Annotated in this window: 21 protein-coding genes; 11 read left to right on the forward strand and 10 right to left on the reverse strand. The window is 32.7% G+C overall.

Going from position 1 to position 26,415, the window contains the following annotated elements; genetic code table 11:
* Positions 1-51: 51 nt before the first annotated feature.
* Positions 52-1,302 (forward strand): methionine adenosyltransferase, encoded by a 1,251-nt coding sequence (metK, locus tag C8C83_RS06395; protein WP_121327151.1) that lies wholly within the window; start codon positions 52-54, stop codon positions 1,300-1,302.
* A gap of 307 nt (positions 1,303-1,609) precedes the next feature.
* Here metK and C8C83_RS06400 read toward each other — a convergent pair whose 3' ends face one another.
* On the reverse strand, positions 1,610-3,076 hold the full coding sequence (locus C8C83_RS06400) for a M28 family peptidase (RefSeq protein ID WP_121327153.1): 1,467 nt from the start codon (positions 3,074-3,076) through the stop codon (positions 1,610-1,612).
* Between the two features lie 177 nt (positions 3,077-3,253).
* Between C8C83_RS06400 and C8C83_RS06405 the strand changes: the two genes are divergently transcribed.
* Complete coding sequence (locus C8C83_RS06405; protein WP_121327155.1) at positions 3,254-5,029, forward strand: DUF4153 domain-containing protein; 1,776 nt, start codon at positions 3,254-3,256, stop codon at positions 5,027-5,029.
* A 60-nt stretch (positions 5,030-5,089) separates the two neighbouring features.
* Here C8C83_RS06405 and C8C83_RS06410 read toward each other — a convergent pair whose 3' ends face one another.
* The 3 genes from C8C83_RS06410 to C8C83_RS06420 all read right to left on the reverse strand — a co-directional run bounded on the left by C8C83_RS06410 (position 5,090) and on the right by C8C83_RS06420 (position 11,026).
* Entirely contained in the window at positions 5,090-7,312 is a 2,223-nt protein-coding gene (locus C8C83_RS06410; protein ID WP_121327157.1) for a hypothetical protein, read from the reverse strand.
* An 88-nt stretch (positions 7,313-7,400) separates the two neighbouring features.
* Entirely contained in the window at positions 7,401-10,088 is a 2,688-nt protein-coding gene (locus C8C83_RS06415; protein WP_121327159.1) for a carboxypeptidase-like regulatory domain-containing protein, read from the reverse strand.
* A gap of 35 nt (positions 10,089-10,123) precedes the next feature.
* The gene (locus C8C83_RS06420) at positions 10,124-11,026 is read right to left on the reverse strand and encodes a GLPGLI family protein (protein ID WP_121327161.1); all 903 of its coding nucleotides are present in this window, start codon (positions 11,024-11,026) and stop codon (positions 10,124-10,126) included.
* 225 nt (positions 11,027-11,251) lie between these two features.
* Here C8C83_RS06420 and C8C83_RS06425 point away from each other — a divergent pair, with 225 nt between their 5' ends.
* From C8C83_RS06425 to C8C83_RS06440, 4 genes are all read left to right on the forward strand, one after another.
* Positions 11,252-12,067 carry a hypothetical protein gene (locus C8C83_RS06425; protein WP_121327163.1) on the forward strand — a complete coding sequence of 272 codons (816 nt, stop codon included), beginning with the start codon at positions 11,252-11,254 and terminating at the stop codon, positions 12,065-12,067.
* Positions 12,067-12,681 (forward strand): deoxynucleoside kinase, encoded by a 615-nt coding sequence (locus tag C8C83_RS06430; protein WP_121327165.1) that lies wholly within the window; start codon positions 12,067-12,069, stop codon positions 12,679-12,681. The genes C8C83_RS06425 and C8C83_RS06430 overlap by 1 nt, the downstream gene beginning before the upstream one ends.
* 166 nt (positions 12,682-12,847) lie before the next feature.
* Entirely contained in the window at positions 12,848-13,144 is a 297-nt protein-coding gene (locus tag C8C83_RS06435) for a type II toxin-antitoxin system HigB family toxin (RefSeq protein WP_121327167.1), read from the forward strand.
* 1 nt (position 13,145) lies between these two features.
* The gene (locus C8C83_RS06440) at positions 13,146-13,514 is read left to right on the forward strand and encodes a DNA-binding protein (RefSeq protein WP_121327169.1); all 369 of its coding nucleotides are present in this window, start codon (positions 13,146-13,148) and stop codon (positions 13,512-13,514) included.
* A gap of 152 nt (positions 13,515-13,666) precedes the next feature.
* Here C8C83_RS06440 and C8C83_RS06445 read toward each other — a convergent pair whose 3' ends face one another.
* From C8C83_RS06445 to C8C83_RS06465, 5 genes are all read right to left on the reverse strand, one after another.
* Positions 13,667-16,219, reverse strand: coding sequence for a sodium-translocating pyrophosphatase (locus C8C83_RS06445; protein ID WP_121327171.1), 2,553 nt, complete (start codon positions 16,217-16,219; stop codon positions 13,667-13,669).
* A 114-nt stretch (positions 16,220-16,333) separates the two neighbouring features.
* A complete protein-coding gene (locus tag C8C83_RS06450) occupies positions 16,334-16,864 on the reverse strand; it encodes an inorganic diphosphatase (protein WP_121327173.1) in 531 nt (176 codons plus the stop codon).
* Positions 16,865-16,997: 133 nt separating this feature from the next.
* Complete coding sequence (locus C8C83_RS06455; RefSeq protein WP_121329972.1) at positions 16,998-17,597, reverse strand: DNA-3-methyladenine glycosylase; 600 nt, start codon at positions 17,595-17,597, stop codon at positions 16,998-17,000.
* A gap of 280 nt (positions 17,598-17,877) precedes the next feature.
* Positions 17,878-20,379 carry a DUF5686 and carboxypeptidase-like regulatory domain-containing protein gene (locus C8C83_RS06460; protein WP_132011697.1) on the reverse strand — a complete coding sequence of 834 codons (2,502 nt, stop codon included), beginning with the start codon at positions 20,377-20,379 and terminating at the stop codon, positions 17,878-17,880.
* 70 nt (positions 20,380-20,449) lie between these two features.
* Positions 20,450-21,427, reverse strand: a complete 978-nt coding sequence (locus C8C83_RS06465; protein ID WP_121327175.1) for a pyruvate dehydrogenase complex E1 component subunit beta — start codon at positions 21,425-21,427, stop codon at positions 20,450-20,452.
* Positions 21,428-21,919: 492 nt separating this feature from the next.
* Here C8C83_RS06465 and C8C83_RS06470 point away from each other — a divergent pair, with 492 nt between their 5' ends.
* The 4 genes from C8C83_RS06470 (at position 21,920) to C8C83_RS06485 (ending at position 25,491) form a co-directional block, all read left to right on the forward strand.
* On the forward strand, positions 21,920-22,666 hold the full coding sequence (locus C8C83_RS06470) for an electron transfer flavoprotein subunit beta/FixA family protein (protein WP_041516527.1): 747 nt from the start codon (positions 21,920-21,922) through the stop codon (positions 22,664-22,666).
* 139 nt (positions 22,667-22,805) lie between these two features.
* A complete protein-coding gene (locus C8C83_RS06475) occupies positions 22,806-23,774 on the forward strand; it encodes an electron transfer flavoprotein subunit alpha/FixB family protein (protein WP_121327177.1) in 969 nt (322 codons plus the stop codon).
* A gap of 164 nt (positions 23,775-23,938) precedes the next feature.
* Positions 23,939-24,562 (forward strand): bifunctional nuclease family protein, encoded by a 624-nt coding sequence (locus tag C8C83_RS06480; protein WP_099710579.1) that lies wholly within the window; start codon positions 23,939-23,941, stop codon positions 24,560-24,562.
* 77 nt (positions 24,563-24,639) lie between these two features.
* A complete protein-coding gene (locus C8C83_RS06485) occupies positions 24,640-25,491 on the forward strand; it encodes a thymidylate synthase (RefSeq protein ID WP_121327179.1) in 852 nt (283 codons plus the stop codon).
* Between the two features lie 37 nt (positions 25,492-25,528).
* Here C8C83_RS06485 and C8C83_RS06490 read toward each other — a convergent pair whose 3' ends face one another.
* Complete coding sequence (locus tag C8C83_RS06490) at positions 25,529-25,825, reverse strand: isoamylase early set domain-containing protein (protein WP_099710577.1); 297 nt, start codon at positions 25,823-25,825, stop codon at positions 25,529-25,531.
* A 236-nt stretch (positions 25,826-26,061) separates the two neighbouring features.
* Between C8C83_RS06490 and C8C83_RS06495 the strand changes: the two genes are divergently transcribed.
* Positions 26,062-26,400 (forward strand): 2TM domain-containing protein, encoded by a 339-nt coding sequence (locus C8C83_RS06495; RefSeq protein ID WP_121327181.1) that lies wholly within the window; start codon positions 26,062-26,064, stop codon positions 26,398-26,400.
* The last annotated feature ends 15 nt before the right edge of the window (positions 26,401-26,415 follow it).

Below are 26,415 nucleotides of genomic sequence, written 5' to 3' on the forward strand. Positions count from 1 at the left end.
CCCTTTTTAAGCAATTTTTTTTCTCACTTAATTTTAATTTAATAAATTATTATGGCTTATTTATTTACGTCAGAATCTGTTAGTGAAGGGCATCCAGACAAAGTTGCAGATCAAATTTCGGATGCATTAATTGATAACTTTTTGGCATTTGACGCTGATTCAAAAGTAGCTTGTGAGACTCTGGTTACTACAGGTCAGGTAATTTTAGCAGGTGAAGTAAAATCGAATACCTATCTTGATGTGCAGCAAATTGCTCGCGAAGTAATCCGTAAAATTGGATATACTAAAAGCGAATATATGTTTGAGGCAAATTCTTGTGGAATTCTTTCGGCTATTCACGAACAATCTGCTGATATTAATCAAGGTGTTGACAGAGCTAAGCCAGAAGAGCAAGGTGCTGGAGACCAAGGAATGATGTTTGGTTACGCAACTAACGAAACTGAAAACTACATGCCATTGGCACTTGATTTATCTCATAAATTATTACAAGAACTTGCAATTTTAAGACGCGAGAATAGTGAAATCACTTATTTACGTCCTGATGCAAAATCGCAAGTAACGTTAGAATATAGCGATGATAACAAACCAACTCGTATTGATGCGATTGTAATCTCGACTCAACACGATGATTTTGATGAAGAAGCTACAATGTTGGCTAAAATCAAAAAAGATGTTATCGAAATCTTGATTCCAAGAATCATTGCAAAAAATCCAACTCACGCGCATTTATTCAATGATAAAATCAACTACCATATTAACCCAACAGGAAAATTCGTTATTGGAGGACCTCACGGAGATACTGGTTTAACAGGAAGAAAAATCATTGTTGATACTTATGGTGGAAAAGGTGCTCACGGTGGTGGTGCATTCTCTGGAAAAGATCCAAGTAAAGTTGATAGAAGTGCTGCTTATGCTACACGTCATATCGCTAAAAACTTAGTTGCTGCTGGTGTTGCTGACGAAATCTTAGTACAGGTTTCTTACGCAATTGGAGTTGCTGAACCAATGGGTATTTTCATTGAAACTTACGGAACTGCAAAAGTTGATTTAACTAACGGTGAAATCGCTAAAAAAGTAGAAGCTATCTTTGATATGCGTCCTTACTTTATCGAGCAACGTTTGAAATTAAGAAATCCAATTTATAGCGAAACTGCTGCTTACGGACACATGGGACGTACGCCAGAAGTGGTAACTAAAACTTTTTCTGCTCCGGGAGGACATGTAAAAACTGTTACTGTTGAGCTATTTACTTGGGAAAAACTTGATTTCGTAGACAAAGTAAAAGCTGAATTTGGATTGTAATTCAATCTGAAACATTTACATACATAAAGAGGCTGTCTATTCATTTAGACAGCCTCTTTTATTTTTACTGGATTTTGAATATTTAAATCTGTGTGTTTATTTGAACGCGGATGACACGGATTTACTTCGTAAAGACGCGGATAAAAACTGATTTTTTATTTTTAGTTGATTTAAAATCAGACGTTAATTATTTATATTCTGCTCAAAGCAAAATATAAACCAAGAAAAAAAATCCATTTTTATCCGCGTTTTCGCGATAGCGAATCCCTTTCATCCGCGTCTTATTCTCATACAAGTAAAATAGAATTTATCTCTCTAATTGTATATTTGGTAATGTTTTAGGACGATTCGCATCATTAGATAAAATCCAACCTGTACGATAAATCCATTCGGTCATTTTATGCAGTTTTACGAAATCAATATTTTCAGATTCATCCATTGGTGTGTGATATTGACTGTGCAAAACACTGGTATAAAAAACAGATGGAATTCCTTTTCTTGCATAAGGCAAATGATCTGAACGGAAGTAAAAATACTCCGGATGTTCTGGTCTGTCCCAAAGTTTATCCAAGTCAAATTTCGGACCTTCATCATTTGCTTTTTTAGCAATCGCAACCAAATCAGATGAGTTTTCATGAGGCGAACTGGAACCCAAAAGAGCCGCTTGATTTACATTATTTCTACCAATCATATCTCCGTTTAAAACTGCAATAATGTCTTTTTCCGGAACTGTTGGATGTGATGCATACCATCTTGAACCTAACAAACCACGTTCTTCTGATCCATGAAATACAAAAAGAGAAGTTCTTTTTCCCGGTTGTTTTTTATACGCTCTTGCAATCGCTAACATCGCTACACAAGTACTTGCGTTATCATCGGCTCCGTTATAAATAGAATCCTGACCGTATTTTTGTCTTACTCCATCATGATCCTGATGTCCGCTAAAAAGAACATATTCATTTTTTAATTTAGCATCTGTTCCTTCAATTTTACCAACCACATTTACTGATGGATATTTATAAGTTTCAGAAATCACTTCTGTAGACAATAAATCTTTAGTAGTTTTTAGATAATCCAATTGATCATTATGTACCCAAAAAACCGGCATTGTTGAACCAATTCTATCACGAACACCTTCAATTCCATAAATACCTCTTGTCATTTGTGGTTCTACTTGAGACCAGCTTTCTTCTGCTAATTTATCTGCAACCATTATTAGAGCTGTCGCTCCTTTTTTTACAACAAGATCATAATATTTATTTCGAACAAGACCAGGATAACGTCTGTCAAAAAGCGAAATATCATCTGCAATTCCTTCTTTAGATGCTAATAAAACAACTGCTTTTCCCTTAATATCTGCCTTTTCAATTTCTTCTTTTGTTGCAGCTCCTAAATATACTAATGGCGCATCAACTTTTATATTTGTGGTTTCTGCCACCAGAACATCTTTCCACAGTTTATATTCTTTTTGTCCAATTTTAAATTTTGTATTTGGAGTTACCTGATGTCTGTACAAATCAAAAAACTGAAAATAAGTTCCGTCATCGCCCGCTGGTAACATTCCTGCTTCTTTGGCTTTATTTGCCAACCACATTGATACTTTTAATTCATCTAAAGTTCCGGCTTCACGACCATTAAAATGATCACCTGCCATTTGGTACATATCGGTTTTAAGGTCTTTTTTTGTAATTGCTGAAACTAACGGTTTTTTAATTGCCTGCGAAAAAACTACTCCACTATAAGCAATCAAAACGAGGATCATTTTATTTTTCATACATTTTGATTTAGCAATTCAAACTTAGCAATTTATCACTAAAAAAAGACTTATTTAGATTTCAAACATTGTCGAATTGTTTAATCAATAAAATGCAAACGGTATTTTTTTCGCATTACTATTTTATTTGGATATCTCTTACAATTCACTTTACTTTATACAAAATAACTGACCAAAATGAGTAGACTTCCTTCGTTTCAAAACGTTCTAAACGCAACACTAAAAACAATTCTTAGATTTCCGTTAGAAATCATAACTGCAATTTCAGGAACTATTTTAGCAATTATTCTAAGTGAAATAAAGTACAATGATCCGAATAAAGAGCTTTATCAAAAAGCCTTTATGAGTTCTTCTTTATGTTTGGTTTTATTTCTATCTGTCAGTTTATTTTTTATAGCCTCAAAAAAGAATAATCTTATTCGTTTTATAACGAGTTTTGTACTTGGCTGTTTAATTACGCTCTTTGTTTTTAACTTTCATAAAAACTTCACTCAAGTAGAAATACAACAATTTTTAGTACTTAATATTGCGTTGCATTTACTTGTTTCATTCGCTGGATTTTTACCAAAAACTTACAATCAGGATGAATTTTGGGAATTCAACAAACAGCTTTTCCTACGAATCTTAACGGCTATTTTATATAGTGGCGTATTATATACTGGCTTGGCATTGGCAATTCTGGCAATCGACAAATTGTTTAATGTAGAATTTTATAATAATATCTACATGCATATCTTTTATATTATTGGAGGAATATTCAATACGCTATTCTTTTTAAACGGAGTTCCGGAAACCAATAATGAAAAAAATCCTCTTGTTTTAAAATATCCTAAAGGACTTAAAAACTTCACTCAATTTGTATTATTACCTTTAATAAGTCTTTATTTGGTGATTTTAATCTGTTATGAAGCCAAAATATTAGTCACACTTTCTTTGCCTGTAGGTTGGGTTTCTTATCTGGTTTTGGTATTTGCCATCTTCGGGATTTTGTCTTTTTTATTGGTACATCCTATTGCAACAGAAACCGGAAATCTGTGGATTCGAACTTTCAACCGTTGGTTTTATTTTCTGCTAATTCCGTTACTTGGATTACTTTTTTGGGCGATTTTATACCGAATCAATCTTTACGGATTTACGCATGAACGCTATTATGTTCTGTTATTATCTGTTTGGCTTTCTATTGTTGTGGCGTATTTTTTAATTCAGAAGAATCCCAAAATAAAATTTATTCCTGTAAGTATGTGTCTCGCGGGATTGTTTTCGATCGTTGGTCCTCAAAGTGCAAATTCAATTTCGAGAAGTAGTCAATTGTCACGATTTGAAACTTACCTGCAAAAATCAGATAACAAAAAAATGACTTTCGAACAAGAACAGGATTTAAGTAGTATTGTTACTTTTTTGGAGGAAAATTATGGACTTGAAGTTATGCTGCCATATGCTGATAAAAAGTTAGATGCATTATACAAAAAAGATAAAGATCCAATCGCACGTGAAATTGTGGAAAGTTTGGGCTTTAAATATCGCTCTAAATATGACCGAAAAGACGATACAAACGATTCTTTTAATTATTATTACTATGAAAATAATGATAATATAGTGGAAAATATTCACAACTATGATTTCATATTCACTATAAACCAATCTGATCCTTTTGAATGTAACAACTGTATTACTATAGAAAACAAAGTCTTTTCTATAAAAACAAAATCAACAGATTATGGTCAGGATTTACAAATTAATAAGGACATTATTCCTCTTAAAATAGACGATTTCATCAATTCAAATTCTGATTTTAATGACAGTTACAATTCAGATAATGAAATCAAGCAAAAAATCCAAAATTCAAAATACACGATTTTACTAACCTATTTAAGTGCCAATGGTATAATTGAAAATAATAAAAAAGCTCCAATCAATTATCGAATAAGAGTGATGGTAGGAATAAAAAAATAAAAACAAAACCCGACAAAATTTTGAATCTTGTCGGGTTCTTTTTTTTATAAATCACAAAACTTAATACGTTCCGTTTTGCATTTTAGTCAACGTTTCTTTAATCTCAGTTGCAGTTTCTTCTTCAACCTCTGCTGTTAAATATTTAACTGCTAATGTCTGTGTTTCTATTGCTTTTTGCTTTTGATCATCTTTGTAATATAACTGCGCCAAAGTATCTAAGTAATAAGGATTGTTTTTGGACACAACCAAACTATACTCTGACCAAGTAATTGCCGATTTTAAAAAATTCGAATTCTGTGGTTTCAAAACTACTGTCCAAGCCGCAGAGTTTGACAAGTTCGAATGATATTCTTTAAAAGCTTTCCAACCATTGTCATATTGATAATCAGAATCAGTACCTAAAGTAGAATACATCGCATCTAATTGTTCGATCACACTTTCTTTTCCTGCTGTCAAATGAGTATTAAAATAAGAACTAAACTCTTTTAAATAAGTCGTATTAGAACCATCTTTTTCTTCAGCTTCACCCAAATACGCGAAGTAATTTTGATAACAATCATAATTTGCTTTACCGCCAGCAATTAGCTTTTTATAAACTGAAATTATCTTACTTTGATTTCCATCAACTGAACCTTTTTCTTCTGCAAGATATTTATTCTGTTGTAAGGCACTCGTTATTTCTGTGTTCAAACTTCCAATTGCATGTACTTCTCCTTCTATATTATTAAATGCTATTCGCTCAGCTTCAATAGCATCATATTGCTTTATCAAGTAATCTATAGCCAGAAAATCTGTATCATTCAAAACTCTGTCCTCACTAAGAAACTGTTTAGAAAACCCCTGATTTTTAATTTCTTTCAAGATTGTTTCTACCAAATACATATTCGGTTTTGTATCTTTTTGATGTACTTCAATTAACTTTTTCCAACTTTGGTCAACTGCTTTTTGATCTGTAACGACTTTTGTTAACTTAAAATCGATTGTATCATTCTCAGTTGTTTCATAATCATAAGGTATTTCAAGACTTGAAACTTTATTAAACGCCAAAATCAAATTGGCATCTGTTACCTTTTTATTATTAAGCACTTTATTGAAATCATAAAATGCGTTTACTCTTTTTAATTTTTTACTGAAGCCATCATAGTAATTAAACTGATATTGTTTGTCTGCCAATTTAGATTTTGAAGTGGCTAAAATTACCCCATCGCCATTTAATACGACAAGACTTGGATTATCCTGAATTTTGTTCGTTTTAAGCCATTTTTTATCATTGGCTGTAGCCAAATAATAATTGAACAAATCATATTGCGGATCATAAACCTCGTACATATTGTAGCCAACTTGTGTTTCCTGATCTTTTATAAAAGTATCAAAGTCAGCTTTCGCCGAAGGATTTTTGCCATCAACAGCAACTACCAGAAATTTACTTTTAGATGCTGAAGTTGCGGCAATAGCTTTCTTTAAATCATTTTCTATTTTGAATTTAAAATCAATTTTAGGAGTAGCAACTGCACCTGCATAAGCAGTATCTACTGAAACTTCAGTACCAAAACCATTATCCGCAAGCGCATCTTTTCCCGGATATGTAAAACTAGAAACCGTTTTGTTTTCCAGCGGAATTACTTTTGAAATAGCATCCGGTTGAACATCTTTGGCACTTACAAATGCTATTGGATTCTTTCCGGTTTGCTCAGAAATCATTAACTGATTTGTCTTTCTATCAAGATAACCTGAAATATTCAAATCGCCCAAAGCATCCAATTCATATTTAATTGTTGCTTCTGAAACGTCTTTTGGTAAAGCATATTTTGAAATTTTACTTTCACCTTGGTAATCTTCATAAACCAAATACAAATAATCAACATGATCGATTTCAAACTCCAAATCAGTTTTTACCCAATCAGGATCTACCTTACTTCTAATGTCTGTTATTTTTTGATATTGAACTGGTTCGGTTCCGTTTTGTGTACCAATATAAAAGGTAAAATAAGAAGGATCTAAAAATGTGACTTTGACCTTTTCTGCCTTTTTATCATTCTTAAATGCCACATCAAAAGCAGCTCCGGATTTTGCAGTTTGAGTAAATATCAATGAATCTCCTTTAACCTTATAATCGCCTGAATAAAAAACTAATTCATATTTATTATCGTCTAATAAATTTAATCTGATTTTCTGGCCTTTGTTTGTAGAAAGATAAGATCCTGTTTCAATACCTTTTGTTTGAGAAAAAGAAACAGATATTAAACAAAAGAACATCAGGAAACTCCATAAAAAATTGCGCATGCTTAGGATTTTGTTTGTTAATAGTCACACAAAGATATTTCTTTCTTTACTAAAACAATCATTAAAGCACGAAGTTTGTACGAAAATACTATAAATTATATTTCATCGAAAAGATGATATAACGAGGCTGAACTGTGTATTGCGAAACTCTTGTAGAAAACTGCGAGAAGCTGTCATCATTGAGATACTTTGTATTTAATAAATTAGTTGCCGCAACTTTATACTCCCATTTACTGTCCTTTTTTTGATATACTAAACTTGCATTTAAGAAGTCATATTCATTATCAACCGTTCTATTTCCATTATAATAATGGTAAAACTCATATTCAGAAACAAACGAAAAACTATCCCAAAAATAATAATCTAATCTCGCAAAAGGTTTGTCTGTATAATACGTCGAACCACTATATTTATTGATCAAAGCGTTATATCCAAACTCAATATTAGGAAGGTTTTTATAGTTTGTTGAAGCTTTTACGGTATAACTTTGACTAAAACTCTCTGTAGTTGCCAAAACATTATTCTGAATATTATTAAACTTCGACCAGTTTAAAGTTGCATTAACAGAAGCTTTATAATTCTTTAGGAAAGAACGTCCATAATTTCCCATTCCAGAAAAGGTTTCATCAGCCAAATTAGAATTATAAGGCACTGATGATTGGTTTATTCCTGTAAAATCTGCCGCCGTTTTTATAGCATCTACTTTCTTAGTGTAAGTTGCATTCGCAAAAATGTTCTCAAAATTGAACATATTGTATTTAAAATAACGCAACGAATGTACTTGTGAAGTTGCATTTTCTAAAGTACGATTTCCACGAAACAAACTACTATAATCAGACAAAACATAACCAGAAGCCAATTGATTAATATCTGTAAAATCATTCGTTAAGGAGAAATTATAAGTCAGCGTTTCTGATTTTTTAATTTGATATAAAGCGAAGAAATCAGGCAATACTTTTACAAAATTCTGAGAATAATCAGTTCCCAATTGTGTGTTTTTCATTCCGTATGAATGTACACTTACTCCTGGCGTCAACGTAAATTTTCCGGTCAATATCTTGTAATGAAATCCCAGAAAAACATCGTCAAAATTATATTTAACCTGATTGTTATTTTGCGGATCATTCAGATCATTTTTGTCTCCATTATCCAACATTTGGAAAATATGCGAATTAAAATCCTGATACGAATAAGTATTTCCTAAAGTGATATTGATGTTACTTTTTGGCGTTACCATATAATAGTAATCCAGTTTAGTGTCCAATTTATTGGTTTTCACAAAACGATCCTGATTCAAATCATTTCTATTTTGTCGCGGAATATATCCGGATAAATTAAAAGGTTGCGTTCTTAAATTGGCATTATAAAACGGATTTTCGTCCTGATATAAATGCTGCATTTCAAAAGCAAAAATATTCTTGTCACTTTGCGTATAATACAAACTCAAATTTTGATTTATAGATGTTGGATCTTGTTTTTTACCCGTCAAAATGGTTTCCAGAGTCGAAGCACTATTTACTACAGATTCACGCAACAAATCTGTGTCTTCATCTTGTTTCGATAATTTGGTTAAGATGTCATAATCAAACTGAAATTTATCATTGGGTTTATAAGTTGAACTTAATTTAAAAAGTCCCAGATTATTTTTTTGATGTGTTAATTCATCTCTTTTTTGCTGATCTCCAGAATCTAAAATTGTAGTTTGTGATTTGGTTTCCAAATCTGTTTTTGAAGTCGACAAGATCCCAAAACCGCTAATATTCCAAGCTTTTGTAACCGAATAAGAAAAATTGGTTGCTCCAAATTTCGTTTCGATTTCTTTTGCGCGATTATTTCTCAGTACTGAAATTCCTAAATCGTTAGACGAAACATTAAAATTGCTTCCGCCTTTTTTCATCATGTTTTTAAATCCGCCTGTAAACTTAAAATAATCCTGCGCGGTCAAAGGCAATTCACCAATATTATTAAAATTAGTAATTAAATTAATGCTGTATTTTGGACTGTAATAAAACAACTTTGGATTAATAATATAACGACTGTCTAGTTCTGCAACGCCAATTCCGGCGGTTATATCTCCAAACCAAAAGTTCTTTTTTCCCTCTTTCAGTTTAATATTCATTGCGACATTATCCTGATCGTTTTCTAAACCTTTTAGAGCGCCAACTTCATTATAATTTCTTAAAACCTGAATTTTATCAATGGCATCTGCCGGAATATTTTTAACGCCCAACTTGGTATCTCCATCAAAAAAATCTTTGCCTTCAACCATTAATTTACTGACTTTTTTTCCTTCGACTTCAATTTCGCCATCAGCATTTACTTCAACACCGGGAAGCTTTTTCAGGACATCTTCCAGTTTTTTCTCTGTTCCGGATTTAAAAGAATCTGCGTTGTAAACAATTGTATCACCGCTTATTGAAACGGGCATTTCGCGAACAATTTCAACGCCTTCAAGCTCAATTCCAGTATCATCCATAACAATGTTTTGAATGATATTTTCGGCCTTGGTCGAAATGGCAATTTCTTTTGATTTCATCCCAAGATAACTCACCTTAACAGTATAAGAAGTATTTGGCTTCAAAGTCAATTGAAACTTTCCTTTATCATTTGTAATTCCATAAGAATCCATTGCTTTTGTAGCAACATTTACAGCCATGATATTGGCCATTTCTAACGGATTCTTTTGCTCATCCTGAATAAAACCATCAAAACGAACACTTTGAGAAAAGGATATAGAAGTAATTAAAAAGGCGAGTAAAATAAATATTTTGTTCATTAAAATGGATGCTTAGAATAAGTTAAATCAACGTTTTATCTTCCCATTGGCGGCGGACCACCGGCTCGACCACGGTTCATTTCTCTAAATTCCTGCATTTTTTTTATTACGGTTTCATCATAATCTTTTTGCGAGATTACTTTACCTTTTGTCGAAGGTTTTATTACTACTTTATCTTTGGCATTCAAAACAATTTTTGAACATAAAATAGTAGTTTTTCCATCATTGATTTCTAAAATTAAACCTGGTAAACCCCAATAGTTTTCAGGTCCTTGATTTACCGGAATCTCCGGAGAATACCAAGCTGTTACGGTAATTTCTTTTGGCATTTCAAAATTATCTTCAAAATTGGTTTTAGTTTCTCCCGATGTTTTCTTTACATCATCTTTCTTTTCTTCCGGTTTTTTGTCGTCGTTATTCTTTGGCCTGAAATTTCTAAAATCAGTTTTGCTAGCCTCTTTTACAGCCGTCGCTTTATAACAAGTATATCCGCCAATTTGTTTGGTTTCCTGCTCTAGTTTCCAGTTTAATTTAGGCAAAGAATCTACCACCAAAAACTCTTTTCCCATAAATTCTTTATCGACCGTATAAGATTTGCTTTTTACATCTTTATAAAAAGTTCCTCCGCCGCCCATAAACGAATTCATCATGATACGCATTCCGCCACCTTGTTGTCCGGGAGCTTCCAATTTTTCTTCTTCTTTGTAAATGGAAGCCGTTTTATCGAAATTCAAAATAAAAGTCTTTTCGAGCATTTTTTTCATTCGTTCTTCCATATTCTTTTGCATTTCGGGCGTAATATCACGATTTCCGCGCATGCCTTCAAACTTAGGCGCTTGCGTTTTTGACTCGTAAATAGCCATTCCCTGAAAATCTTTCTGCGCCTGAACTTGTGTAAAAACAAGCATCAAAGACATATATAAAATTATATTTTTCATTGTATTTAATTTTAAGTTCTGCAAACCAGATAAAGCTTATATTTCAAATGTATTATTAATTTTAAAATACTGAAAGTTAAATATATCAACTCTCTCAGAAGATAGACAAAACTACCTATTCTTTAGACCATTACCATAAAAAAGACTTCCACAGATAAATCTGCTTTATTTAAGCAATTCCTACTTTAGTTTTTTGTAATTTGGCTCTTTATAAACCAAAATCTCATGAATAAAACGGCACTTAATTTTTTATTTCTCCTTTTTGCTGCCTGTTTTTATTCTGCTGTTTCTGCACAAAATCAAATCATAAAAGCTACCTTAATTTCAAATTTCACCAATGATTCTGATGACTTTTTAGGTTATGATTCTTTTGGATATTATTATCAGATAAAAAACAATGTCTTTAGTAAAATGAAAGGAAAAGAAATTTTTGAATACAAGAATGTTTCCTTGGGAGAAATTACAAAAGTCGATTTACAAAATCCTCTAAAAATAGTGTTGTTTTATGAAGATTTCAACACTGTCATTTTATTAGACAATCAACTAAATAAAATGACTGAAATTAATTTTTCATTAAACAATACTCCAATTGTTGTAAGTGCAATTGGAATGTCTACTCAAAATCAGTTATGGATTTTCAATGTCTTAAATCAACAAATTAGTCTTTTTGATTATCTAAATAATGATTACAAAACAGTTTCGACTCCATTTACTGAGACTATAAAATATTACCAAACCGATTTTAATACTTTTTACTGGATTGATAAGAAAAATAACTTTTTTTCCTGCGATATTTTCGGAAAAGTTACTGCCTTAGGAAAAGTACCTGATTTTGATAAACTTGAAGTCATTTCTTCTAAACAATATATTTTCAGCAAAGCTAATTTGTTGTATTTTAAAGATATTAGCAAGCCAAATTTAAATACAGTTTATGAAATTGAAGTTTTAGAAAAATCATTCGATAAATTCTGTTACAAAGACCAAATTTTATCTATTTTTACATCTAAAGAAATCACAAATTATAAAATCGTAACACCGTAATGCACATAGCAATAGCAGGAAATATAGGCGCAGGAAAAACAACTTTAACCAAATTATTGGCGAAACACTTTAAATGGGAACCTCATTATGAAGATGTAGTTGATAATCCTTACTTAGACGATTTCTACCACCAAATGGAGCGTTGGTCATTTAATTTGCAGATTTATTTCTTGAATAGTCGATTCCGTCAAGTATTGCAAATTCGCGAAAGCGGAAAGAAAATCGTTCAGGACAGAACGATTTATGAAGATGCACATATTTTTGCTCCCAACTTATATTCGATGGGTTTAATGACAAGTCGTGATTTCGAAAATTACACTTCATTGTTCGAATTAATGGAATCATTGGTAAAAGCACCAGATTTATTAATCTACTTAAGAAGCTCTATTCCTAACCTAGTAGGTCAAATTCACAAACGCGGACGTGATTACGAAAACTCTATTTCGATCGATTATTTAAGCCGTTTGAACGAAAGATACGAAGCTTGGGTACAAACTTATACTAAAGGAAAATTATTGATTATCGATGTTGATAATATTAATTTCGTTGATAATCCTGAAGATTTAGGAAACATCATTAATAGAATTGATGCTGAATTAAACGGGTTATTCTAGAAACACGAATTGCACTGATTTACACGAATAAAAAAATGCCTCTAAAATTTTAGAGGCATTTTTTATTCAAAAATTTAATTATTTGTAATTATTTTCTTATTTTTATTTGGATTAGAAATAATTTCCCGTATTGGGAAAAAAATAAGTATATTTGTCAAAGTTAATTATGAGGGTAATAGCAAAAAAAACATTACAAAATTTTTGGGAGAAATTTCCAAATTCAAAACAACAGTTATTATCATGGTATCAGGTTTTCGGCAAAAATAATTTTGATAATTCAAATTCGGTAAAAGCTGTTTTTAGTTCTGCAGATTTTATAGGAAACAATAAAGTTATTTTTAACATCTGCGGAAACCATTATCGATTAATTGTAAAAATTAATTATACTACACAAATTGTCTATATTTTATTTATTGGAACTCACAGTGAATATGATAATTTAAAAGACATTAAGACTTTATAATATGGAAATAAAACCTATAAAAACAGAAAAAGATTATGACTTAGCTTTACAAAGAGTAAACACTCTTTTTGATGCCGAGCCCAATACAGTTGAAGCTGACGAATTAGATATTTTAGTAACACTTATTGAGAAATATGAGCAAATACATTATCCAATTCCAGAACCTGATCCAATCGAAGCTATCAAATTTATGATGGAGCAAAATGGACTTACACCCACAGATTTAGGTATTCTTTTAAATAGTCGTTCAAGGGTTTCAGAAATTTTTAAGCGAAAAAGAGCTTTAACAATAGCACAGATTAGAGTTTTAAATGAAAAACTACGTATCCCTGCCGAAACCTTAATCAAGGAATACGCTTTAAATAAATAAAAAAAATGCCTCTAAAATTTTAGAGGCGTTTTTTTTATTTTCCTAACAGGTTTCCAAAACCTGTTAGGTATAATCTTCATTTATATTTTCTTAATCAAAAAAAAAAAAAATACCTAACAGGTTTTTGGAAACCTGTTAGGATAGATGTTAAATTATTTCGCTGCTTCGATTTTTGCTTTTACTTCGGCTTCTGTACCTTCATAAACTTCGGTGGTTGTTTTACCATCTACTGTTTTAGTAACGGTTCCAACAGTTACTCCATTTACTGTAGACAAATTAACTTCAAGTCTGTTTTTACTATATTTAGTAGTATCAAAACAATCTGTTTTTTGGTTTACATATTTTCCGTTTGCATCATAATGAGCCAGACATTTTGCAGTTTCTTCGGCAGTGCAGCCTTTTTCTTTGCAAGCTTTAATGCATTCTTCTTTAGTCATACCTGATAAATCTCCACATTTAGAAACTCCGCTTGCATGCATTTCAGTTTTTGCGCAACAAGAACCTTTTTCTGCCATACCTGAAGCTGAATGACCGTCACCTAAAATAGGCGCAATCACCAAACCAATCAAACAAGTCAATTTGATCAGGATATTCATTGATGGTCCAGATGTATCTTTAAACGGATCTCCAACTGTATCACCGGTTACGGCAGCTTTGTGCGCATCAGAACCTTTATACGTCATTTCGCCATTGATTAAAACTCCTGCTTCAAAAGATTTCTTAGCATTATCCCAAGCTCCTCCGGCGTTATTTTGAAAAACTGCCCAAAGTACACCAGAAACTGTAACTCCTGCCATATATCCTCCTAACATTTCAGCTATTAACTGATTGTTGTCTGCGTAAACTAACTTTCCTAATAATACAATTGCAATTGGGAAACCAATTGTTAGAATTCCTGGCAACATCATTTCGCGTAAAGCGGCTTTTGTCGAAATTTCAACACATTTTCCATATTCAGGTTTTCCGGTTCCTTCCATAATTCCCGGAATTTCCTTAAACTGACGACGTACTTCATAAACCATATCCATAGCCGCTTTTCCAACCGAATTCATGGCTAAAGCCGAGAAAACTACCGGAATCATTCCACCAACAAACAACATGGCTAAAACTGGCGCTTTAAAAATATTGATCCCGTCTATTCCTGTAAAAGTTACATATGCCGCAAATAACGCTAATGAAGTTAGAGCTGCAGATGCAATTGCAAAACCTTTTCCGGTTGCTGCAGTTGTATTTCCAACTGAATCTAAAATATCTGTTCTTGTACGAACTTCTTTTGGTAATTCACTCATTTCGGCAATTCCTCCAGCGTTGTCTGAAATTGGTCCGAAAGCGTCAATTGCAAGTTGCATAGCTGTTGTTGCCATCATCGCTGAAGCCGCTAAAGCTACTCCGTAAAATCCTGCTAATGCATATGAAATCCAGATTGCTCCTGCAAATAATAATACTGTTGGAAACGTAGAAATCATTCCTGTTGCCAAACCTGCAATTACGTTTGTTCCTGCTCCTGTTGATGATTTTTGTACAATTGCCATAACAGGTTTTGTACCTAATCCTGTATAATATTCTGTTACTGATGAAATAGCTCCACCAACTATTAATCCAACCAAAGTTGCATAGAAAACACGCATTGATGAAATCGCTTTTGATCCTTCGCCAAAAAATGTCATTTGCATTGTTTCCGGCAGCATATGTTGTACTAAAAAATAACAAGCAACTGCTGTTAAAGCAATTGAAACCCAGTTTCCTATATTTAATGCTTTTTGCACTTGTGCTTCTTTAGCATTATCGTCAGTAATCTTTACCAACAACGTTCCGATAATAGAAAATATAATTCCGAAACCTGCAATTGACATTGGTAATAAAATTGGTCCAATTCCGCCAAAAGCATCCTGAATGCTTCCTCCCATATCTTTTATAACATAGTTTCCAAGAACCATTGCTGCTAAAACAGTTGCTACATACGAACCAAATAAATCGGCTCCCATACCAGCAACGTCTCCAACATTATCTCCTACGTTATCTGCAATTGTAGCAGGATTACGAGGATCATCTTCCGGAATTCCAGCTTCAACTTTACCAACTAAATCGGCACCTACATCAGCTGCTTTAGTATAGATTCCTCCACCAACTCTGGCAAACAAAGCAATTGATTCTGCACCAAGTGAAAAACCTGCTAATGTCTCTAAAACAACCGTCATTGTTTCAGTGTCTTTCCAAACTCCACCAGAAAATAAATTAAAGAAAATTATAAAAAAAGTAGTCAAACCTAAAACTGCTAAACCTGCAACACCTAAACCCATTACGGTTCCTCCGCCAAAAGAAACTTTTAACGCTTGTGGCAAACTTGTACGTGCAGCCTGAGTTGTTCTTACGTTTGTTTTAGTTGCTATTTTCATACCTATATTACCCGCATAAGCTGAAAAAAGTGCTCCAAAAATGAATGCTATTACAATTAATAAATGCGTTTTTACACCCTGAATAAAAGTAATTCCTGCTAAGGCTATGCTTGCAATAATTACAAAGATGGTTAATAGTTTATATTCTGCTTTTAGGAAGGCCAGTGCTCCTTCGTAGATGTAATCTGAAATCTCTTTCATTTTACCATCTCCGGCATCTTGTTTTAAAACCCAAGTCCTTTTTATTCCCATGAAAAGTAATCCTAAAATTGCCATGACAATTGGCAAGTAAATCATAAATGCATTCATAATATAGTAATGGTTTTTGGTTAATAGTCAATAAACTAACTAAAACGAATTTAAACAAAAAAGCAATACTCCTGACGGTAGTATTGCTTTTTTTATAATAGAATAAGGTAAAAATTATTTAATACTAAATAATCCCTCTGGTTTATTTTCAATGTCATCAAAACGCTTAGTGCACTCAGCAATAATTGCAAATGCTTCGTTTACGTCTCCCCATCCTTCTACATCTACTTGTTTGTTTTCAAGATCTTTGTAAACCTGGAAGAAATGCTCGATTTCTTTCAATAAGTGAGCATTAATATCAGAAAGGTCATTTAATGAATTCCAGATTGGATCTGAAACTGGTACACAAATGATTTTTTCGTCTGGTCCTTTATCATCTGCCATGTGGAAAACACCAATTGGCTTTACTTCAATAACACAACCTGGGAAAGTTGGCTCGTTTATCAAAACTAATACATCAAGAGGATCTCCATCAAGTGCTAAAGTTTCTGGAATAAATCCGTAATCTGCAGGGTACATCATTGAAGAGAATAACATTCTGTCGAAACGCATTCTTTTGATCTCAAAATCGTACTCATATTTATTTCTGCTTCCACGTGGTATTTCGATTAATACATCGAAAGTCGTTAGTTTGTCTGCGGTCATTTTCGTTTTTTATTTTTTCTATAATTTCGATTGCAAAAGTAACTAAAGAATCCTTTTTTACAATAAAAAAAGTACATTAATCTATGTATTTATTCAATTAATTAATGTACTTTTCCATTTATATAACAGACAGTTAATAGGTAATTTTCCTGTTTCGCTTATTTAAGTAATAATGCCACAGCAAATAAGTTGCATAAGAACGATACGGACTCCATTGTTTTGCATGGATTTCCATCTCTTGTTTATCGTGAATATCAAGTAATTCCTTGATGGTATTTATAACTGCAATATCTCCTAACGGAATTAAATCGGGTTCTTGCAAACAAAACATCAGGTAAATATCAATTGTCCAATTTCCGATTCCTTTTAATTTAATTAGTTCTTCCCGTACTTGTTCTGCAGATTTTGCAGCGAGACTTTCTATATCTAATTCTTTGTTTAAAACCGCTTCAGAAAGGATTTTGATATATTTCGTTTTTTGCCGACTTACACCAAGATTCCTAAATTCTTCTTCTGACAAAACCGACATCGTTTCCGGATTGCAAGCTGTGTAAGATTTGATTTTTAAGAATGTGGCTTTCGCCGAATCCACGGAAACTTGTTGTTCGAGAATTAACAAAACCAATGTTTCAAAACCTTGCGGACGTTTAGGAATTGGAGGTAATCCATATTTGTCGATGATTTCCTTAAATATTGGATTTTTGGCTGATAAAAAATCGATGGCTTCTTGCATAACTGAATTTTTTAGCCCCGATAGAAGCGGTATCCTTTTTCTGGCTTCTTTAGCCAGGAAAAGATACAAGCGGATAGCGGGAATAGCTTCTAAAATTAATTAAAAAAATCTCGCAAAGTTGTAAAGTTTTTTTGCTCGCAGATTTGGCAGATTTAAACTGATGAACGCAGATTTATAATTTTAAAATAAATCTGCTTGAAACAAATATTACGCTACAAAAAAAGCCGCAAAGAATTAAACCTTTGCGACTTTGTAACTTTTATTCTTTGCACCTTTCTAATTAGAAATAGAATCCGAAAGATCCTTTTACTGCAAATTTATTGGCATCCGGAGTATTCAAATAACTTCCTCTCCAAGAGAAGTCGATTCGGAACACTTTGAAGATATTTCCGATTCCGGCGTTATATTCCCAATACACATTTTCTGGCGCATTATAAGGTTGATCGGAAGCATTTATTGCTCTATTAGCATTAGAAATAGTTCCGTAAACTCCTTTTACTCCAACAAATTCTCTCCAGTTTAATTTTCTCATAAATGGAATTCTGGCGAATAATCTTCCTCCAAAATCATGATTCCATTGCAAAGTCGTGTATTGATCTGTTATGAATTCATAGAAGTTTAAGTTACTAAAAGTGTTTTCTATAGTAAAATAAGTCTGGTTTCCAGGAATTACACTCATTAATCCTAACGGAATTGTACCAAATGTTTTTCCGGTTTCAAGAATAATGTTTGATCTTCCTAATGGTCCAATTATAATAGGCTGTTTGTAAAATAATTGTATTTTTTCGTAAGCAAAATCACTCTGCATAACTCCTTTTAGTCCGTAACTAAAGTTAACAAAGAAATGACTGAATGGGCTGTCTACAAGACTACGTTCTACACCAAACCCAATAGTTTTACGATTTGGCATAAATTCAAACTGAACATTGGCTTCAAACTGTTTTACTGCACTTTGCACTACTCCAGCAGGATTTGCAGCGGTTGGCAACGTGGTATAATAATCCAGACTAAAAGTTGGCGAAGCAGATTCTAATGTCCTGTATGAAACACCTGCCTGAACAACAAAGTTTTTTAAGGGCTCCATTTCAAGCGAAATGTTACTTAAATTAATATTTGTTAGTTTTCCGTTACTTCCTGTTGTAAATAAGGCTGAGGAAGCAAAACTTCGTCCTAAGATATCATTTGTTGTGGTTAAACTGGCTCCAATTTGTTCAATATCTCGTCTGTTTCCTCCAGAAATAATGATTCGTTTTTTCTTGTCGAGCATCCATTTTCCTGAAACTCCATATTTGAATTTGTTATCATCAAAACCGTACGCGGTATAAGCTTGCAAACGCCACGGATCATTTGGCCCAAAATAGGTTCTTCCTCCTGCTCTAATTCTTAATCCTTCGACTTCATTATAACCAAAAGTGGAGAATATAGGACCAAAATCGAAGTTTTTAAACTCGACATAACCACTTCCCAAAATTGAGACTAAACTATAAAGTTGCTTGAAACGCTTGACAGTTTGCAAAGTATCCAACATTTTGTAGATTCCTGCTTCGTCTTTATTTAATTTTTCGAAGCGATTTTCATCCCAGAATTCAGGTGGTCGATCATAAACAGCATTGTCTATAAAATTGACTTCTTCTTTATAAAACTTCTCTGGTTTAGGAAGATTGAATTTATGATTTCGATATAAAGTCGTTCGTTTTCCGTAAACACCTTTTGATTTTTCTTTTTTATTCAAAGCAAAATCCGACATCATATAATCGCGGGTCAATAGAAAAACAGAATCGTTTTCTACCTCGAATTCCTGCTCGATATAAATATCTTTTACCCAGTTAATATTGGCACTTTTAGTAACGCCCATATTAATCTTCTTGATGGCAAAAGTCGAATCGTTTACCCAAAAATCTCCTTTAAAGGTTAATTCGTTTTTACGTCTTGGATAAAAAACAATGTTATAACACCATTTTTTATCAATAAAAGCACTGTCTTTTAAAACATAGTTATAAACGTCAATTCCCGTTCTGGAAAGTGGACTCGTAAAGCTTTTATCAAAAAATTTAAGGTGATTGTCGTAAATATTATAATCAGAATAAAGGTCTTTTACAAATGAAAGAATTTGCTGATTTCCGTTGAAACCAGACATTTTGTTTCCGGTAATGTTCTCTTTTACTTTCTTTAATTTGTTATCTCCGTAAACATCATAAACTGATTCGTTAATGAAAATAGGCAAGTATGTTTTTCCGGTAACTTCAGAAGTATCAACATGTTTAAAGACAAACTCCATTCCTTTGAAGAGTTTATTCTTCATAAAAGCACTGTCAATTGTGTTCATGTCGAACTCAACTTTCTCATACTTTTGCATTTGATATTGATTGAATTGGTACAAACCGTTTTTACGTTTTCGTTCCCAAATTTTTCTCAAAATATCCAATGCCGGATTATTCTTTTTTGATGTTTTTCCTGTAAAAATTACAACTTCATTCAATGCTTCGGCTTCGCTCAAAACAATTTTAAAATCATAATTTACAGCTTTTTCCAAAGGAACTTCACGATCTGAAAATCCTGCAGATGTAATTAATAAAGCGGTATATGTATTTGTCGATTCCAAATAAAAACGACCATCTTCATTAGAAACTATTCCGATATTTGAACCTTTAAAAACAACATTAGCAAATGGAACAGGCTGATTAGATTTATCCAAAACAATTCCACTCACTTTAGTTTGTGCAGTACCAATCGTCGCAAATGCGAATACAAAAAATAGGCTGAGTAAAATTATTCTTTTCATCGTCTGGGCAAAAAAAAACTTCATCAATTAACTATGAATGATGAAGTTTTATGAGTATTTTAAATGTCTATTACTTGTACAACACTTTCTTAACTGCTTTTACTACATCAGCTGCATTTGGCAACCAGTCTTTTAGTAAAACAGGAGAGTAAGGTGCTGGTGTATCAGCTGTAGTAATACGTTGAATTGGCGCATCAAGGAAATCGAAAGCTTGTTCCTGAACGATATATGTAATTTCAGATGAAACACTTGCAAATGGCCAAGCTTCTTCTAAGATTACTAAACGGTTTGTCTTTTTAACAGATGCAAGAATAGTATCTTTATCCATTGGACGAACTGTTCTTAAATCGATAATTTCGCATGAAATTCCTTCTTTTTCTAATTCATCAGCAGCGATAAAAGCTTCTTTGATAATTTTACCAAAAGACACGATTGTTACATCTTTTCCTTCACGTTTAATATCAGCAACTCCTAATGGAATTGTATATTCTCCGTCTGGCACTTCACCTTTATCACCATACATTTGCTCAGATTCCATAAAAATTACAGGATCATTATCACGAATTGCAGATTTTAAAAGTCCTTTTGCATCATAAGGAGTCGAAGGTACAACAACTTTAAGTCCCGGAGTATTAGCAAACCAGTTTTCTAAAGCTTGTGAGTGAGTAGCTCCTAATTGTCCTGCAGAAGCAGTTGGTCCACGAAAAACGATAGGCACATTAAATTGTCCTCCTGTCATTTGACGCATTTTAGCAGCGTTATTTATAATTTGATCAATACCTACTAAACAGAAGTTGAATGTCATATATTCTACAATCGGTCGGTTACCATTCATTGCAGAACCTACTGCAATTCCAGTAAATCCAAGCTCAGCAATTGGAGTATCGATTACTCTTTTTTCGCCAAACTCAGCAAGCATTCCTTTTGAAGCCTTGTAAGCTCCGTTATATTCTGCAACTTCTTCGCCCATTAAATATATGGATTCATCGTGACGCATTTCTTCGCTCATCGCTTCGCAAATGGCCTCTCTAAATTGTATTGTTCTCATATTTATATTGTATGTTGAATTTTCTGAAGAGCAAAAATAAATATTTTAAATAACTTAAAAGCATAAATTGAATTTAAAATCACACGATCTTCCTCTCGTCTTATGCTTTTTAACTTTTTAAAAATTATTGTGACAGTTACGAAATCGATGTAAAAGCATCTCTTTCGTTCCTAAAACAGTTTTCAGACAAACTTGGCTTTTTTTGTTGGATTCTATTTTTTTAGAATTCTTCCATTAAAACGGAATAATTCAGAAACTATTATAAATCTTAGCCAAATTTAACAGTTGTCCAAGCTTCGTACATTGCAAAATTCCTAAGAATCAACTGCAATGACTGTATTATTTCTTTTCGATCACATTGAAACAACGCTAAAATTTCAGAATCTGCGAAATCGTAATAGTTTTTAAAAAATATTATGCGTGCATAGTATATTATTCCGATTTTAATTTCTAAATTTGTAAAAGAATATTATAAATATAAAATATATACTTATGAAAATATTAGTTTGCATCAGCCACGTGCCTGATACTACTTCAAAAATTAACTTCTCCAATGGTGATTCAGAATTCGATACCAATGGTGTACAATATGTAATTAATCCTAATGACGAGTTTGGTCTGACACGTGCAATTTGGTTTCAAGAACAACAAGGTGCAACTGTAACTGTTGTTAATGTTGGAGGTCCTGATACTGAGCCAACTTTGCGTAAAGCATTGGCAATTGGTGCAAACGAAGCGATTCGTGTTAACGCAAATCCTACTGATGGCTTTTTTGTTGCAAAACAACTTGCTGAAGTAATTAAAAACGGTGGCTATGATCTTGTAATTGCAGGAAAAGAGTCTCTTGATTATAATGGAGGAATGGTTCCTGGAATGATCGCAGGAATTTTAGGTTCTAATTTTTTAAATTCTTGTACAGCATTAACTGTTGATGGAAATAATGTAAAAGCAGTTCGTGAAATCGATGGAGGAAAAGAAACTGTAAGCACAACTTTACCATTAATTATTGGTGGTCAAAAAGGTCTTGTTGAAGAAAAAGATCTTCGTATTCCAAACATGAGAGGAATTATGACTGCAAGAACAAAAGCACTTACTATTCTTGAGCCGGTTGATGCTCCTGTAAATACAAAAGCGGTGAAATTTGAAAAACCAGCTCCAAAATCAGCAGTAAAATTAGTTTCTCCTGATAATTTAGATGAGTTAATCAATTTATTACACAACGAGGCTAAGGTGATTTAAGATTGTAGATTTTAGATTGCTGTTTGCAATGCTAAATCTAAAATCCAACATTTGATTCACTTCAAAATCTAAAATCAATAATCCTTTTAGATTTCAATTTTTAAAATCTGAAATCTAAAATCTAAAATCTAAAATTATTATGTCAATATTAATATACGCAGAATCTGCAGAAGGAAAATTTAAAAAAGTTGCTTTTGAATTAGCTTCTTACGCTAAAAAAGTAGCAGAAACTTTAGGAACTACCGTAACCGCTTTAACCGTTAACATTAGCGATGTAAGCGAATTATCTAAATACGGAGTTGACAAAGTATTAAAAGTAACAAACGATAAATTAGCAGGTTTTACAGCTAAGGCTTACGCCGATGTTATCAAACAAGCTGCTGAAAAAGAAGGAACAAAAGTAGTTTTACTTTCTTCGACTACAGATAGTATTTATCTTTCATCATTAGTTGCAGTAGCTTTAAATGCTGGTTTTGCATCAAATGTTGTTGGATTACCAGTTAGCACTTCTCCTTTTCAGGTAAAAAGAAATGCTTTCTCAAACAAAGCTTTCAATATTACTGAAATCAGTACAGATGTAAAAGTTCTTGGTTTAGCTAAAAACTCTTACGGAATTTTCGAAAGTGCAGGATCTGCAACTGAAGAAGACTTTAATCCAACAATTGGAGACAATGATTTTGGAGTAAAAGTAGAATCCGTAGAAAAAGTAACCGGAAAAGTTTCTATAGCTGATGCTGATGTAGTAGTTTCTGGTGGACGTGGACTTAAAGGACCTGAAAACTGGGGATTAGTAGAAGATTTAGCTGCTGTACTTGGTGCTGCAACTGCATGTTCTAAACCAGTTTCTGATTTAGGATGGAGACCTCACAGCGAACACGTTGGACAAACAGGAAAACCAGTTGCAACTAACTTATATATTGCAATCGGAATCTCTGGCGCTATCCAGCATATTGCGGGTATTAACTCATCAAAAGTAAAAGTGGTTATCAATAACGATCCTGAAGCTCCTTTCTTTAAAGTAGCAGATTATGGTGTTGTTGGAGATGCATTTGAAATTGTACCTCAGTTAATTGAGAAATTAAAAGCTTTTAAAGCTCAACATTCTTAATTTAAAAATCTCTATAAAAATATAGCTGCCTAAAAACAAGATAATCGTATCTTTGTTTTAGGTGGCTTTTTTGTTCCATATTTTTTGATTAAAATTGCACCTTTATTTTCCAATCAAAAAAAGTACTAAAATGAGGCAATAATTGCCCTTTTTTACCCACATATATGAGTCTAGTAAAATTATCTATAAAAGGAATTTCATACAGTCAAACTCAAAATGGCGCTTATGCCTTAATTTTGAATGAAGTCGATGGCGAAAGAAAATTACCTATAGTCATTGGTGCTTTTGAAGCACAGTCAATTGCTATTGCTTTAGAAAAAGAAATCAAACCTCCTCGTCCGTTAACACACGATTTATTCAAAAACTTCGCCGAAAGATTTGATATTGTCGTAAAACAAGTGATTATTCACAAACTTGTTGATGGTGTTTTTTACTCCAGTTTAATCTGCGAAAGAGATAAAATCGAAGAAATTATCGACGCCAGAACCTCTGATGCAATTGCATTGGCACTACGTTTCAATGCGCCAATTTTTACGTATAAAAACATTTTAGATAAAGCTGGTATTTATTTAAAATCAAATACTGCAGAAACAGATCAGGGTTCTCAGGAAATTGATGATGTACTTTCAAATCCGGAAACTTTTGGACATGAAGAAGAAACAAATCAATCCGGAGATCTTTATGCAAAACATAGCTTACAAGAACTAAACGAACTTTTAGATCAGGCAGTTTCTCAGGAAGATTATGAAAAAGCTGCAAAAATCAGAGACGAAATCTCAAAAAGATAGAAATATTGTTTAATCGTTGATTTGTTTATTCGTTAAATCGATTAAACAATTAAACGAATAACCGAATAAACAAAATAATGAAACAATACTTAGATTTAGTAAAACACGTTTTAGAAAACGGCAATCAAAAAGGAGATCGTACCGGAACCGGAACAAAGAGCGTTTTTGGTTACCAAATGCGTTTTGATTTAAGTGAAGGTTTCCCAATGGTTACTACCAAAAAATTACACTTAAAATCGATCATTTACGAATTGCTTTGGTTTTTAAAAGGCGATACAAATATCAAATATCTTCAGGAAAACGGAGTAAAAATCTGGGATGCATGGGCTGATTCTAATGGAGATTTAGGACCTGTTTACGGACATCAATGGCGCAATTGGAATAGCGAAGAAATTGATCAGATTTCTGAGTTGATTACAGAACTAAAAACAAATCCAAATAGCCGTAGAATGTTGGTTTCTGCATGGAATCCATCGGTTTTACCAGATACAAAAAAATCATTTGAAGAAAATGTAGCAAATAACAAAGCTGCTTTACCTCCTTGTCATGCTTTTTTTCAGTTCTATGTAACAAGTCCTGATCCTGAAAAAGGCGAAACTAAAGGGAAATTATCTTGTCAATTGTACCAGCGAAGTGCTGATATCTTCTTAGGAGTTCCTTTTAATATTGCTTCTTACGCTTTATTGACCATGATGATTGCTCAGGTTTGCGATTTAGAATATGGTGAATTTATTCACACTTTTGGAGACGCACACATTTACAACAATCATTTTGAACAATTAGAATTGCAATTAACCCGTGAGCCAAAACCATTACCAAAAATGATTTTGAATCCTGAGATTAAAAACATCTTTGATTTTGATTATAATGACTTCACCCTTGTAGATTATGAGCCACACGCTGGCATAAAAGGAAGTGTTGCTGTATAAATTATAAAAAATCCGCTTAAAATTTAAGCGGATTTTTTTATACAACTAAAACGCTGTTTTCGCTTCCGGCAAAATCATTCCATTTATAAGAATCTGCCTCAGGATCATTAACGTAACTTCCGTCAATTATGTACTTAAACTCGTAAATTGCATCTTTTACCAAGTCATAAGTAGCTTTAAAAGTTCCGTTTTTTAACTTACTTAAAGTTCCTTCTTCAATATTCCAGTTGTTGAAATCTCCTACAACCGCAGCCGAATTTGCATCTTTAGCATCAATAGAAAATGTTACTTTAACTACCGGCTTTGTTTTGATAAATTGTTTTTTCAAAGACATAACTATTTAGTTTTTAGATTCATACACTAAATTAAACAAATCAAACGAACTTTTGGTATCTTCACAATCGATTTACGATAATATCAAAAACGTACTATCTTTTAAATCATATTAATAATTTAAGGCATTATTAATTTTGCATTCTGAATTCGTAACTCATTTTAAGACAAATATTATGAGTTCAAAATATTGTGTTTTCAAAATAAATTTTAACTTTATAATCTCATTTACATCATATGGAAAAAGAAGTACACGAACAATACGAATATGCCAGGAGAAGACTTAAGCAAAAGAAAGTACTTTATTTTCATTTTGTGCTTTTTCTGTTAGGCGGTTTATTTTTATTTGTTGCCAACAGATTTTTTGGTTTCGGAGATTCGACTAATCAAAATTGGTGTATTTGGGTTATAACAATATGGTTCTTTCTCTTTATTCTGCACTTTATAAAAGTTTACATTACAGACCGGTTCATGAATAAAAAATGGGAAAGAGAACAAATTGACAGACTTGTTGCTTTACAGCAAAAAAGAATCAGTCAATTAGAATCCAGAATAAATGAGGATACAGAAAAATAAAATTTAGTTTTAGCA

Source organism: Flavobacterium sp. 90, from assembly GCF_004339525.1.
In the GTDB taxonomy this organism is placed as follows: domain Bacteria; phylum Bacteroidota; class Bacteroidia; order Flavobacteriales; family Flavobacteriaceae; genus Flavobacterium.

Excerpts from the sequence above, each read along its gene's own strand:
- metK (WP_121327151.1), top strand. The coding sequence starts at position 52 with ATGGCTTATTTATTTACGTCAGAATCTGTTAGTGAAGGGCATCCAGAC.
- C8C83_RS06400 (WP_121327153.1), bottom strand. The coding sequence starts at position 3,076 with ATGAAAAATAAAATGATCCTCGTTTTGATTGCTTATAGTGGAGTAGTT.
- C8C83_RS06405 (WP_121327155.1), top strand. The coding sequence starts at position 3,254 with ATGAGTAGACTTCCTTCGTTTCAAAACGTTCTAAACGCAACACTAAAA.
- C8C83_RS06410 (WP_121327157.1), bottom strand. The coding sequence starts at position 7,312 with ATGCGCAATTTTTTATGGAGTTTCCTGATGTTCTTTTGTTTAATATCT.
- C8C83_RS06415 (WP_121327159.1), bottom strand. The coding sequence starts at position 10,088 with ATGAACAAAATATTTATTTTACTCGCCTTTTTAATTACTTCTATATCC.
- C8C83_RS06420 (WP_121327161.1), bottom strand. The coding sequence starts at position 11,026 with ATGAAAAATATAATTTTATATATGTCTTTGATGCTTGTTTTTACACAA.
- C8C83_RS06425 (WP_121327163.1), top strand. The coding sequence starts at position 11,252 with ATGAATAAAACGGCACTTAATTTTTTATTTCTCCTTTTTGCTGCCTGT.
- C8C83_RS06430 (WP_121327165.1), top strand. The coding sequence starts at position 12,067 with ATGCACATAGCAATAGCAGGAAATATAGGCGCAGGAAAAACAACTTTA.
- C8C83_RS06435 (WP_121327167.1), top strand. The coding sequence starts at position 12,848 with ATGAGGGTAATAGCAAAAAAAACATTACAAAATTTTTGGGAGAAATTT.
- C8C83_RS06440 (WP_121327169.1), top strand. The coding sequence starts at position 13,146 with ATGGAAATAAAACCTATAAAAACAGAAAAAGATTATGACTTAGCTTTA.
- C8C83_RS06445 (WP_121327171.1), bottom strand. The coding sequence starts at position 16,219 with ATGAATGCATTTATGATTTACTTGCCAATTGTCATGGCAATTTTAGGA.
- C8C83_RS06450 (WP_121327173.1), bottom strand. The coding sequence starts at position 16,864 with ATGACCGCAGACAAACTAACGACTTTCGATGTATTAATCGAAATACCA.
- C8C83_RS06455 (WP_121329972.1), bottom strand. The coding sequence starts at position 17,597 with ATGCAAGAAGCCATCGATTTTTTATCAGCCAAAAATCCAATATTTAAG.
- C8C83_RS06460 (WP_132011697.1), bottom strand. The coding sequence starts at position 20,379 with ATGAAAAGAATAATTTTACTCAGCCTATTTTTTGTATTCGCATTTGCG.
- C8C83_RS06465 (WP_121327175.1), bottom strand. The coding sequence starts at position 21,427 with ATGAGAACAATACAATTTAGAGAGGCCATTTGCGAAGCGATGAGCGAA.
- C8C83_RS06470 (WP_041516527.1), top strand. The coding sequence starts at position 21,920 with ATGAAAATATTAGTTTGCATCAGCCACGTGCCTGATACTACTTCAAAA.
- C8C83_RS06475 (WP_121327177.1), top strand. The coding sequence starts at position 22,806 with ATGTCAATATTAATATACGCAGAATCTGCAGAAGGAAAATTTAAAAAA.
- C8C83_RS06480 (WP_099710579.1), top strand. The coding sequence starts at position 23,939 with ATGAGTCTAGTAAAATTATCTATAAAAGGAATTTCATACAGTCAAACT.
- C8C83_RS06485 (WP_121327179.1), top strand. The coding sequence starts at position 24,640 with ATGAAACAATACTTAGATTTAGTAAAACACGTTTTAGAAAACGGCAAT.
- C8C83_RS06490 (WP_099710577.1), bottom strand. The coding sequence starts at position 25,825 with ATGTCTTTGAAAAAACAATTTATCAAAACAAAGCCGGTAGTTAAAGTA.
- C8C83_RS06495 (WP_121327181.1), top strand. The coding sequence starts at position 26,062 with ATGGAAAAAGAAGTACACGAACAATACGAATATGCCAGGAGAAGACTT.